The sequence below is a fragment of the Affinundibacterium nitidum genome (assembly GCF_014284155.1).
GTDB lineage: Bacteria > Pseudomonadota > Gammaproteobacteria > Burkholderiales > Burkholderiaceae_D > Undibacterium > Undibacterium nitidum.
In genome coordinates, this window is sequence record NZ_JACOFZ010000001.1 from 1,631,866 (window position 1) to 1,643,763 (window position 11,898).

At 46.8% G+C, this 11,898-nt stretch carries 10 protein-coding genes and 4 tRNA genes; all 14 read right to left on the bottom strand.

Annotated elements, in window-relative coordinates:
* Positions 1 to 206: 206 nt before the first annotated feature.
* The gene (gene rpoB, locus H8K36_RS06990) at positions 207 to 4,313 is read right to left on the bottom strand and encodes a DNA-directed RNA polymerase subunit beta (RefSeq protein ID WP_186914440.1); all 4,107 of its coding nucleotides are present in this window, start codon (positions 4,311 to 4,313) and stop codon (positions 207 to 209) included.
* A gap of 243 nt (positions 4,314 to 4,556) precedes the next feature.
* Positions 4,557 to 4,931 (bottom strand): 50S ribosomal protein L7/L12, encoded by a 375-nt coding sequence (gene rplL, locus H8K36_RS06995; protein ID WP_222611124.1) that lies wholly within the window; start codon positions 4,929 to 4,931, stop codon positions 4,557 to 4,559.
* A gap of 73 nt (positions 4,932 to 5,004) precedes the next feature.
* Positions 5,005 to 5,502 (bottom strand): 50S ribosomal protein L10, encoded by a 498-nt coding sequence (gene rplJ, locus H8K36_RS07000; protein WP_186914439.1) that lies wholly within the window; start codon positions 5,500 to 5,502, stop codon positions 5,005 to 5,007.
* A 310-nt stretch (positions 5,503 to 5,812) separates the two neighbouring features.
* Positions 5,813 to 6,508 (bottom strand): 50S ribosomal protein L1, encoded by a 696-nt coding sequence (gene rplA / locus H8K36_RS07005; RefSeq protein WP_186914438.1) that lies wholly within the window; start codon positions 6,506 to 6,508, stop codon positions 5,813 to 5,815.
* Entirely contained in the window at positions 6,508 to 6,939 is a 432-nt protein-coding gene (gene rplK / locus H8K36_RS07010) for a 50S ribosomal protein L11 (RefSeq protein ID WP_186914437.1), read from the bottom strand. Before rplK ends, rplA begins: the two co-directional genes overlap by 1 nt.
* Positions 6,940 to 7,077: 138 nt before the next feature.
* A complete protein-coding gene (gene nusG, locus H8K36_RS07015; protein ID WP_186914436.1) occupies positions 7,078 to 7,683 on the bottom strand; it encodes a transcription termination/antitermination protein NusG in 606 nt (201 codons plus the stop codon).
* Between the two features lie 2 nt (positions 7,684 to 7,685).
* Complete coding sequence (secE, locus tag H8K36_RS07020; RefSeq protein WP_186914435.1) at positions 7,686 to 8,066, bottom strand: preprotein translocase subunit SecE; 381 nt, start codon at positions 8,064 to 8,066, stop codon at positions 7,686 to 7,688.
* 34 nt (positions 8,067 to 8,100) lie between these two features.
* Positions 8,101 to 8,176 (bottom strand) — tRNA-Trp (locus tag H8K36_RS07025).
* Between the two features lie 72 nt (positions 8,177 to 8,248).
* Entirely contained in the window at positions 8,249 to 9,439 is a 1,191-nt protein-coding gene (gene tuf / locus H8K36_RS07030) for an elongation factor Tu (RefSeq protein ID WP_186914434.1), read from the bottom strand.
* Between the two features lie 84 nt (positions 9,440 to 9,523).
* A tRNA-Thr gene (locus tag H8K36_RS07035) sits at positions 9,524 to 9,598 on the bottom strand.
* 41 nt (positions 9,599 to 9,639) lie between these two features.
* Positions 9,640 to 9,713, bottom strand: a tRNA-Gly gene (locus H8K36_RS07040).
* Positions 9,714 to 9,757: 44 nt separating this feature from the next.
* Positions 9,758 to 9,842 (bottom strand) — tRNA-Tyr (locus tag H8K36_RS07045).
* A 127-nt stretch (positions 9,843 to 9,969) separates the two neighbouring features.
* Positions 9,970 to 10,716, bottom strand: coding sequence for an MgtC/SapB family protein (locus tag H8K36_RS07050; RefSeq protein ID WP_186914433.1), 747 nt, complete (start codon positions 10,714 to 10,716; stop codon positions 9,970 to 9,972).
* 133 nt (positions 10,717 to 10,849) lie between these two features.
* Positions 10,850 to 11,722, bottom strand: coding sequence for a substrate-binding periplasmic protein (locus H8K36_RS07055; protein WP_186914432.1), 873 nt, complete (start codon positions 11,720 to 11,722; stop codon positions 10,850 to 10,852).
* Between the last annotated feature and the right edge of the window lie 176 nt (positions 11,723 to 11,898).

Here is an 11,898-nt window from a genome sequence, read left to right on the forward strand (position 1 = left end):
CTAATGGGCTTCGATTTTTCTACTTTAGGTTTAACCCTGTTCGCATGGGCGGGAGAGCCTGATCAACCTCTGTTGATCCAAGTTCCGCCGATACCGGGAACAAAAAGCACAAAAAATCTTGGTCCATCTGAATGACCAACGCCCGAAGTGAATTCGGGCGGTGGCTGCATTACTAAAAATGCTACTAAACTACTATTTGAAACGGATTAGTTACGTTCGAGATCGATATCGATACCCAAAGAACGGATCTCTTTCACGAGAACGTTGAACGACTCTGGCATACCAGCATCGATCACGTGATCACCCTTAACGAGATTTTCGTACACTTTGGTACGGCCATTCACGTCATCGGACTTCACAGTCAACATCTCTTGCAAGACGTAAGACGCGCCGTACGCTTCGAGTGCCCACACCTCCATCTCACCGAAACGCTGACCACCGAATTGAGCTTTACCGCCCAATGGTTGTTGTGTTACGAGAGAGTAAGGACCAGTCGAACGTGCATGCATCTTGTCATCAACCAAATGGTGCAATTTCAAGACGTGCATGTAACCAACTGTGACGTTACGTTCGAAAGCTTCACCGGTGCGACCGTCATACAAAGTCACCTGATTCTTCGATGGTGTCATACCCAATTGTTTTGCAATCTCATCTGGGTAAGCCAAATCGAGCATGCGACGGATTTCAGATTCATGAGCACCGTCAAACACTGGCGTAGCAAACGGAACACCGTTTTTCAGGTTAGCCGTCAATTCCATGATTTCTTGATCGGACAAACCATCGATGTCTTCAGACTTACCAGACTCGTTATAGATTTGTTTCAAGAAGCCACGCAACTCTTCGACTTTAGCTTGTGCTTTCAGCATTTCGCCGATACGCAAGCCCAAACCTTTCGCTGCCCAACCCAAGTGAACCTCGAGAACCTGACCCACGTTCATACGTGATGGAACACCCAATGGGTTCAACACGATGTCCGCTGGCGTACCGTCGGCCATGTATGGCATATCTTCCACTGGAACAATGCGTGAAACCACACCCTTGTTACCGTGACGACCCGCCATCTTGTCACCAGGTTGCAAACGACGTTTAACCGCCAAATACACCTTAACCATTTTTTGTACGCCTGGTGGCAATTCGTCACCTTGCGTCAACTTCGTGCGCTTCTCTTCAAACGCCAAATCAAATTGATGGCGTTTTTCAGCGATAGAATCTTTAATCGCTTCGATTGCACGTGCTGCATCTTCGTCAGCTGGACGAATATCGAACCAATGATACTTATCTAGTTCCGCTAAGTATTCCTTCGTGATCTTCGAACCTTTTGCCAATTTAGCTGGGCCGCCGTTAGCAACCTTGCCGATCAACATACGTTCGAGACGTTCGAAAGCATCGCCTTCAACAATACGCAACTGATCGTTCAAATCGAGGCGGTAACGCTTCAATTCGTCATCGATAATTTGTTGAGCACGTTTGTCGCGTTGGATACCTTCACGTGTGAAGACTTGAACGTCGATCACTGTACCTACCATGCCAGAAGGCACGCGCAAGGATGTATCTTTAACGTCAGAAGCTTTCTCACCGAAAATCGCGCGCAAGAGTTTTTCTTCTGGTGTCAGTTGTGTTTCACCTTTTGGTGTCACTTTACCGACCAGAGTATCGCCCGCCGTCACTTCAGCACCGATGTACACGATACCGGATTCATCCAGACGCGCTAATTGGTTTTCAGCGAGGTTAGAGATATCACGTGTGATTTCTTCCGCACCCAACTTCGTGTCACGCGCTTGGCAAGACAATTCTTCGATGTGGATCGATGTATAGCGGTCATCAGCAACCACTTTTTCAGAGATCAAGATCGAATCTTCGAAGTTATAACCATTCCATGGCATAAACGCGATCAACATGTTTTGACCCAGAGCCAATTCGCCCAAGTCTGTTGATGCACCGTCCGCCAATACGTCACCTTTAGCCACTACGTCACCAACTTTAACGATAGGACGTTGGTTGATGTTCGTATTTTGGTTAGAACGTGTGTACTTGATCAAGTTGTAGATATCAACACCAACTTCACCAGCTTGAGCTTCCGCGTCATTCACACGAATAACGATACGGCCCGCATCGATGTAATCGACTTTACCGCCGCGCAAAGCTTGTACTGTTGTACCGGAGTCGACCGCAACTGTACGTTCGATACCTGTACCGACGAATGCTTTTTCTGGACGCAAGCAAGGAACTGCTTGACGTTGCATGTTGGCACCCATCAACGCACGGTTCGCATCATCGTGTTCCAAGAATGGAATCAAAGATGCCGCAACGGAAACAACCTGACCTGTCGCCACGTCCATGTATTGAACGCGTTCTGGAGAGACCAAAATCGTTTCGCCAGCTTGACGAGATGAAACCAATTCATCGCACAAACTGCCACTACCATCGATACTCGCATTCGCCTGAGCGATGATGTAACGACCTTCTTCGATCGCAGACAAGTAGTCGATCTGGTTCGTGATCTTACCGTCGATAACTTTACGGTATGGGGTTTCCAAGAAACCGTATTCGTTCAAACGAGCGTACAACGCCAAGGAGTTGATCAAACCAATGTTTGGACCCTCTGGAGTTTCAATTGGACATACACGGCCATAGTGAGTTGGATGAACGTCACGTACTTCAAAGCCAGCACGTTCACGTGTCAAACCGCCAGGTCCCAATGCGGAAATACGACGCTTATGCGTGATTTCGGACAACGGGTTGGTTTGATCCATAAACTGAGACAATTGTGAGGAACCGAAGAACTCACGGATCGCTGCAGAAATTGGCTTAGAGTTGATCAAATCGTGCGGCATCAAATTATCAGCTTCAGCTTGACCCAAACGCTCTTTAACAGCGCGTTCAACACGGACCAAACCAGCACGGAATTGGTTCTCAGCCAATTCACCGACGCAACGTACACGACGATTACCCAAGTGATCGATATCGTCCACTTCGCCGCGACCATTACGCAACTCAACCAGGATCTTAATCACAGCCAAGATGTCGTCATCAGACAAAGTCATCGCGCCAGTCAATTCATCACGACCGATACGGCGGTTGAATTTCATACGACCGACTGCGGACAAATCGTAACGCTCTTCGTTGTAGAACAGACCGTTGAACAATGCTTCAACAGATTCTTCTGTTGGTGGTTCGCCAGGACGCATCATGCGGTAGATCGCTACACGTGCAGCCATTTGGTCAGCGGTGTCGTCTGTACGCAGAGTTTGGGAGATGTAAGCACCCTGATCCAACTCGTTGGTGTACAGAGTTTGGATATCAGTGACTTTCGCATCGCGCAATTTTTGCAGCAATTCTGGTGTCAACTCATCATTCGCATTCGCGATCACTTCACCTGTGTCACCGTCGACGATATTCTTCGCCAACACACGACCGAGCAAGTAGTCTTCTGGCACAGAAATCATCTTGATGCCAGCGGATTCGATTTCACGAACATGCTTAGAATTGATACGTTTGTCTTTCGCAACGATCAACTTGCCTGACTTATCAGAAATATCGAAACGTGCGACTTCACCACGCAGACGCTCAGAAACGAATTCCATTTCTGCGCCATCGCTATGCAATGAGAAGTTGTCGAATACGAAGAAGTTCGCCAAGATCTGCTCGTTAGTCATGCCGATAGCACGCAAGAGGATCGTGACTGGCATCTTACGACGACGGTCAATACGGAAGAACAGAATGTCTTTCGGATCGAATTCAAAATCCAACCATGAACCACGGTAAGGAATGATACGAGCCGAGAACAACAACTTACCAGAAGAATGTGTCTTGCCGCGGTCATGTTCAAAGAACACGCCTGGAGAACGGTGCAACTGAGAAACGATAACGCGCTCAGTACCGTTAATCACGAAAGAACCAGTCGTTGTCATGAGCGGCAATTCGCCCATGTAGACTTCTTGCTCTTTCATTTCTTTGACGACTGGCTTAGTTGGAGACTCTTTATCAAGAATCACCAAACGCACTTTCGCACGCAAAGGAGATGCAAATGTCAGACCGCGCAGTTGACATTCCTTGACGTCGAAGGCTGGATCGCCTAAAACATAGGATAGAAATTCTAAACGAGCGAACCCATTGTGCGACACGATCGGGAAAATCGAGGTGAAGGCTGATTGCAGGCCCTCATTTTTACGGATTGACGGTGTTCTGTCAGCCTGTAAAAAACTCTGATATGACTCGAGCTGGGTCGCCAGCAGGAACGGAACGTTGTGGACGTTGGCGCGTTTCGCAAAAGATTTACGAATGCGCTTCTTCTCAGTAAATGAGTAGTGCATGGACACTCCGTGAGTGACAAGGAAGGATGGAGAATTCAGATTTCAAAACTTTTTTCTCTAACAGAAAATACATCAAGAAACCTCAAGTCTCAGCCCTCGCCTTAAAAGGTTCAGCTTAGGGACAACAATCAAAAACAAATCTATCGCGAGAACGACAGAGAAGCCAAAGAGGAACCTTCTCTTGCAAGAAGATTCCTTACTTTGACTTAGGCAAACTCGAAAGTCTGCCAGTATAACACGGAATTACTTAACGTCAACTTTCGCGCCAGCTTCTTCCAATTTCTTCTTAGCAGCTTCAGCATCTGCTTTAGAAACAGCTTCTTTAACTGCTTTTGGTGCGCCATCAACGAGGTCTTTAGCTTCTTTCAAGCCCAAACCTGTGATTTCACGAACTGCTTTAATGACGCCAACTTTGTTTGCGCCAGCTTCAGTCAGAATTACGTTGAATTCTGTTTGTTCTTCAGCAGCAGCAGCGCCGCCGCCAGCAGCTGGACCAGCAACTGCCATTGCAGCTGCAGAAACGCCGAATTTTTCTTCGAAAGCTTTAACCAAGTCGTTCAAGTCCATTACGGACATCGCGCCTACGGCTTCCAAGATATCTTCTTTACTAATTGCCATTTGAAACTCCTAATTTTTTAAAAAACATCGATTCAGTATTTGACGGAAACGTCAGCTGTTCGCAATTAAGCGATTAAGCAGCTTCTGTTTCTTTTTTCGCTGCCAAAGCTGCGAGGCCACGTGCGAAGCCGGATACAGGTGCCTGCATCATGCCCAACAATTGTGCCAACAATACTTCGCGGCTTGGAATGCTTGCCAACGCAACAACACCAGCTTTATCCAAAGATTTACCAGCGTAGTTACCAGCTCTAACGACCAACTTGTCATTGCCTTTTGCAAAGTCATTGACGACTTTAGCAGCAGCAACAGCATCGTCCGAGATTGCATAAATCAACGGACCAGTCATTTCGTTAGCGAGGCTTGCAAATGCAGTTCCCTCAACAGCGCGACGTGCGAGTGTGTTTTTCAACACGCGCATGTAAACGCCTTGAGCACGTGCGTTAGCACGCAATTGCGTCAAATGACCGACCTGGATGCCACGGTATTCAGCTACGACGATAGTCTGTGCAGTTGCTACTTTTGCAGAGACTTCAGCGACGACGGCCTTTTTGTCATTCAGATTGAGACTCACGGTCAACCTCCATTAATGATATTCAGTCTGCACACCAGGATGATGCACTTCCCTCATATCGTTTCGAACACGGCGTCCGAAGTTAGGAGTTCCACTGGCGGACCAGTAATCACTACAAAACTTGTTCGGGTACACCATCTGCGTTGGGCACTTGGAATTGCTTCCTCACATTTAACTCTCTCAATTGCTTTTGAGAGCCCAACGGTCTTTGACACTCTGATTGCCACTCACCTTAAGATCAGCAACAATCAGCCCAAAGATGCGCCACCTGCTTTTCAGCAAGTGGACTTAATTTTTTAACTCTGCTTAATTACGCAGACAAGTTACCGTGATCTACGCGTACACCTGCACCCATAGTGGATGAGATGGATACTTTACGCAGATAGACACCTTTACTTGTTGCTGGCTTAGCTTTGTTCAAGGCTTCGATCAACGCCAACAAGTTCGCTTTCAAGTCGCCATCAGCGAAAGATTTACGACCGATTGTTGTGTGGATGATACCTGCTTTGTCTGTACGGTATTGAACTTGACCAGCTTTAGCATTTTTAACTGCTGTCGCAACGTCAGGAGTTACTGTGCCAACTTTTGGATTCGGCATCAAACCGCGTGGACCCAAAACTTGACCCAATGTACCAACGATACGCATTGTATCTGGAGAAGCGATCACGACGTCAAATGGCATATCGCCTGCTTTAACGCGTTCTGCCAAATCTTCCATACCAACGATATCTGCACCAGCTGCTTTAGCTTCTTCAGCTTTTGCGCCTTGTGCGAATACCGCTACGCGAACTGTTTTACCTGTACCAGCTGGCAATACAACTGCGCCACGAACAACTTGGTCAGATTTCTTTGGATCAACGCCGAGTTGAACAGAAACGTCAATAGATTCGTTAAACTTTGCAGTTGCGCATTCTTTGATCAACGCAATTGCGTTATCAAACGGATACACCTTCAAACGGTCTACTTTAGTTTTCAGCAATTTTGCTTTTTTAGATAACTTAGCCATTACAGACCCTCCACCGTGATGCCCATGGAACGAGCGGAACCTGCGATTGTACGAACAGCAGCTTCCATATCTGCAGCAGTCAAATCTTTATTTTTGAGTGTTGCGATTTCTTCAGCTTGCTTACGAGTCAACTTACCAACTTTGTCAGTATGTGGCTTAGCAGAACCTTTAGTGATACCAGCTGCTTTTTTGATCAAGTATGTTGCTGGTGGCGTCTTCATCACGAATGTGAAAGACTTATCAGCAAATGCTGTAATCACAACAGGAATTGGCATGCCTGGCTCAACACCTTGAGTCTGCGCGTTGAACGCTTTGCAGAATTCCATGATGTTCAAACCACGTTGACCCAATGCTGGACCGATTGGTGGGGATGGGTTTGCTTTACCAGCTGGCACTTGCAGCTTGATAAAACCAATAATTTTCTTTGCCATGATGGCTCCTTCTATGGTTGAGTGGTAGCGCCTTTTACTCAGTATCCTGACGAATATCTGAACTACTCGGCTCCTCGCTTTTTTTCACCAGCTTTTACATTTCTGTACGGTGCCAGCCCCGCTTACTACAGATACAACTTATACTTTTTCGACTTGGGCAAATTCCAGATCCACTGGAGTCGCGCGGCCGAAGATGGTGACATTCACGCGCACTTTCGATTTTGCGTAGTTAACTTCTTCGACATTGCCGTTGAAATCGGTGAATGGACCTTCTTTGATACGGACCACTTCACCCACTTCGTACAATACCTTTGGCCTTGGTTTTTCAACACCATCCTGCACTTGCTGCAAGACTTTTTCGATCTCGTGACGCGGGATTGGGGCTGGCTTATTTGACTTGCCACCAATAAAACCTGTCACTTTGCTTGTGTTTTTGACTAAGTGCCATGTGTCATCGGTCATTTCCATTTCCACAAAGACGTAACTTGGGAACAGACGACGCTCAGTGACACTTTTCTTACCATTTTTAACTTCGATAACTTCTTCGGTTGGAACCAAGATTTGACCAAACAGATCTTGCATTTCAGCGCGTTCAATACGTTCCACCAATGCACGCTGAACACTCTTTTCCATACCAGAATAGGCATGCACGGCATACCATTTTTTTGCGCTCTTAGGGACAGAAACACCAGAGTCCTGCTCTGGTGTTTGATCCGCGCTATTTTCTGAGATTTGTTCGCTCATTATTATTTAAGCCCAAGAATTACGTTCATAATCAAATATTCAAGAACTTTATCGGTCGTAAAGAGGAAAATTGCCATGATAAAGACAAATCCAAATACCACCGCAGTCATCTGACCCGCTTCTTTGCGCGTAGGCCATACAACCTTCTTTGCTTCACGAACTGACTCTTTCGCGAAAGCGACAAGATCACGACCCAATTGCGAGATCAAGATCAAAATCGCAGCTACAACAACACCACCAACCAAAGCACCGAGACGCACGTATTTTGGCTGACCAACCAAGACATAAAACGAAATAATCCCCGCCACCGCAGCTACGATTGCAAGGGTAATTTTGAGCTTGTCGCTGGAAGTACTAACGGTTTGAATGGATTGGTTAGACATGCTTATTTACTTTCGATGCCTTATGGCTTTTTGGTGGCAGGGGCGGAGGGAATCGAACCCCCAGCCTACGGTTTTGGAGACCGTCGCTCTGCCAATTGAGCTACACCCCTACGCCTAAGAACTTCTAAGCAAAAACAGCGACCCAGTATCTGGATCGCCATTTTCACTAAAATACTACCTAATTACTCGATAATTTTAGCAACAACGCCAGCACCTACTGTACGACCACCTTCACGGATAGCGAAGCGCAAGCCTTCTTCCATCGCGATCGGGTTGATCAATTTTACAGTGATAGAAACGTTATCACCTGGCATAACCATTTCTTTATCCTTCGGCAACTCGATCGAACCAGTCACGTCCGTTGTACGGAAGTAGAACTGTGGACGGTAGTTGTTAAAGAATGGTGTATGACGACCACCTTCATCTTTAGACAAAACGTAGATTTCGCCTGTGAAGTGGCTATGTGGCTTGATTGAACCTGGTTTCGCCAAAACTTGACCACGTTGGATATCTTCACGTTTTGTACCGCGCAACAACACACCTACGTTGTCGCCTGCTTGACCTTGGTCGAGCAACTTACGGAACATTTCAACACCAGTACATGTTGTTTTTACTGTATCTTTAATACCAACGATTTCGATCTCTTCGCCGACTTTAACGATACCGCGCTCAACACGACCAGTAACAACCGTACCACGACCAGAGATGGAGAACACGTCTTCCACTGGCAACAAGAATGTACCGTCAACTGCGCGTTCTGGTGTTGGGATGTAAGAATCCAAAGCATCAGCCAATTTCATGATCGCTTCTTCGCCCAATGGACCTTTGTCGCCTTCGAGCGCCAATTTTGCAGAACCTTGGATGATTGGCAAATCGTCGCCTGGGAATTCGTATTTAGACAACAATTCACGAACTTCCATTTCAACCAATTCCAACAACTCAGCGTCATCAACCATGTCGCATTTGTTCAAGAATACGATGATGTATGGAACACCAACTTGGCGAGCCAACAGGATGTGCTCACGTGTTTGTGGCATTGGACCGTCTGCTGCGGAGCAAACCAAGATCGCGCCGTCCATCTGAGCAGCACCAGTAATCATGTTTTTAACATAATCAGCATGGCCTGGGCAGTCAACGTGAGCGTAGTGACGCGCAGCTGTTTCGTATTCTACGTGTGCTGTGTTAATTGTAATACCACGTGCTTTTTCTTCTGGAGCTGCGTCGATCTCGTCGTATTTCTTCGCTTCACCACCGAATTTCGCGGACAATACTGTCGCGATCGCTGCTGTCAATGTAGTTTTACCGTGATCAACGTGACCAATTGTACCGACGTTAACGTGCGGCTTGGTGCGTTCGAACTTACCTTTTGCCATTTTAAACTCCTAACGATTGATGAGCGATTTCTAACTATCAGACACGCGCCTGATAAAACATTGCATTACGGTGAAATAACTACCTGGTGCCCTTGACGTGGATTGAACACGTGGCCTCTCCCTTACCAAGGGAGTGCTCTACCACTGAGCTACAAGGGCAGCTCTTTGCACAACACACATGCAGAGACAAACTCTAAGCTTGGAGCGGGTGAAGGGAATCGAACCCTCGTCTTAAGCTTGGAAGGCTTCGGCTCTACCATTGAGCTACACCCGCATACGAAACTAGTCCGACATTAACCTCAGCCGCTAAATTCTGCCTGGTGGAGGGGGCTGGATTCGAACCAGCGTACTCAGAGAGAACAGATTTACAGTCTGTCGCCTTTAACCACTCGGCCACCCCTCCCAGGGAACCCCGAATTATGGAGATGTTTCTTTAGGCTGTCAACACCCTTTTAGAAAGTGAATGATGTTTTTTTGCGTCCGATCCCGAGATCGTTGTATCGAGATTGAAAAAAGTGTTTTCTGATCAACTAGTTACGTGCATGCGCCAATTGAAAAGAGAGTACGCCATCGAAGTTCAAAAATTCCTTCGCCAGCTCACTGATGGTTGTGGCTTGATGCCGATTTAATGCAACGGCAACAAATTTCCATTCCGCAACACCCTCTTTATAAGTGATGACTAAGGTGCTGCCTGCCACTTCGTACCCTCGGTCAAATGCTAAGCGACGTATTTCAGCTTCATTTGCTTGAAAGCCCTCTTTAAATTGCATCGTAACTGATACCGCTTGACGAGCTGGCAACCACATTTCCAAGCGGGAAACCCAAATCATGCAAGCCGCAGACAAGAACGCCAGCAAAATCGCCGCCGCGTAAAAGCCGACGCCAACTAAGATTCCAATTGCAGAGGATGCCCACAATGAGGCTGCTGTGGTCAGGCCGCTTATGCTAAAGCCGTCTTTCATGATCACACCCGCTCCAAGAAAGCCAATGCCGGTAACAATTCCTTGTATCGTGCGCGAAGGATCAAGACCAACAGGGTTAATTGCTCGACCGCCAAACCAATAATCAGGATAACCCGCCAACACAACTAAAGCAGCTGAGGCCATGCACACCAAGCCATAAGTACGCATTCCGGCGGCTCTTCCGTGATAGGCGCGCTCATATCCAACCACAAAGCCAAGTAACAAAGCCCCAAATAAATTGAGAAAAATAATGGAGTTCGCTCCCAATTCTGCACCAGACCAAAAATGGGAGGTATAGCTGGCCAAAGTGTCCATAAAATGCACCTTATATCAAAATCGTAATTTTTGAGTGTAACAAGTCAAATCGAACTTGTGGTGATTTACGTGGCCGCTGATTTGATCAATTCGCTATCGCCGCACTATCTTTGAAGGCGCACTAAGCATTAGCTCAACGCGTCGCATGGACTTCAGGTTGCGGCAGGGGTGCTTCACGTGGGCGCAAACCGAGTTTGATCACATCAATCGAATAATATTGCTGGTATGCCTTCCAGACGGACTCGCTGCTAGCAAGCTTATCCATGGTCGCCTTCAACAAATTCTTGTCGGATTCATTCAGTGATCGGTTTGAGATGTAGATTCCACTCTCCGTCCATGGAAGCTCCTCCAATTTTTCATAACGAATTCTGCCTCCAAGATCATGCAGCTTGCGTTCGGTTTGAATTGCCCCAGCAAAAATAGTCGGCGCCATAATGGTCACATAGTTCGTGTTATTACGCATCATACGGGCAATTGATATTGTGTCATTTTCGATCTGCAGGCGACCGCTCTTTTGCATGTCGTCAACGATAGACTGGTATACAGGACCATAATCAAACCCGCGCACCACCGCTAACTTAAGTGAGGGGTTTTGCATGAGATCTTTTAAGGACTGAACAGCGGGCTGTCCATGTTCTATTGACACGAGCGAGGCTCTCAGCTGCACTAATGGGACGAAGACACCAAATTGATCACGTCGAGCTGTTTTCACCGCTGTGATTAAAAGATCAGCCTGTGCATTTTCGAACATGTTTTCTTGCCGGCTTTTGGGAACGAGCTGATAAGAAATTTTACAGCCAGCCTTTCGTGCCACTTGAGTTAGAAAATCAGGGACAATACCAGAGTAGTTAGTGCCTTGTACGATCACGGTGAGGCCTGACGGCAGAATCGGCACCTGAAGAGTACGGCTACAATTTGCAGCAGCGCTACCCACAAGCATAAGCGAAGCGAGCACGCCAAGACCGACTTGGATTAACGAATGGTGAAGTGGAGTTAAATGATTCACGCCATCCCTGTGTTGGTAAGCACACATCAAAAAAACCATTGATTAAATATTGTGCATCCAAAGTCATCAATTGCGAATTCTTTTTTGCGACACGAGGCAATTGGAACTCAAATGTGAAAACAAATGTCTACTCCTCACCACATCTTATTGAAACGTCATTTATCGGTTAGCTATAT

Bases quoted from the DNA above. Each gene is read 5' to 3' on its own strand.
- rpoB (WP_186914440.1), bottom strand. From the start codon at position 4,313: ATGCACTACTCATTTACTGAGAAGAAGCGCATTCGTAAATCTTTTGCG.
- rplL (WP_222611124.1), bottom strand. From the start codon at position 4,931: ATGGCAATTAGTAAAGAAGATATCTTGGAAGCCGTAGGCGCGATGTCC.
- rplA (WP_186914438.1), bottom strand. From the start codon at position 6,508: ATGGCTAAGTTATCTAAAAAAGCAAAATTGCTGAAAACTAAAGTAGAC.
- rplK (WP_186914437.1), bottom strand. From the start codon at position 6,939: ATGGCAAAGAAAATTATTGGTTTTATCAAGCTGCAAGTGCCAGCTGGT.
- nusG (WP_186914436.1), bottom strand. From the start codon at position 7,683: ATGAGCGAACAAATCTCAGAAAATAGCGCGGATCAAACACCAGAGCAG.
- secE (WP_186914435.1), bottom strand. From the start codon at position 8,066: ATGTCTAACCAATCCATTCAAACCGTTAGTACTTCCAGCGACAAGCTC.
- tuf (WP_186914434.1), bottom strand. From the start codon at position 9,439: ATGGCAAAAGGTAAGTTCGAACGCACCAAGCCGCACGTTAACGTCGGT.
- H8K36_RS07050 (WP_186914433.1), bottom strand. From the start codon at position 10,716: ATGGACACTTTGGCCAGCTATACCTCCCATTTTTGGTCTGGTGCAGAA.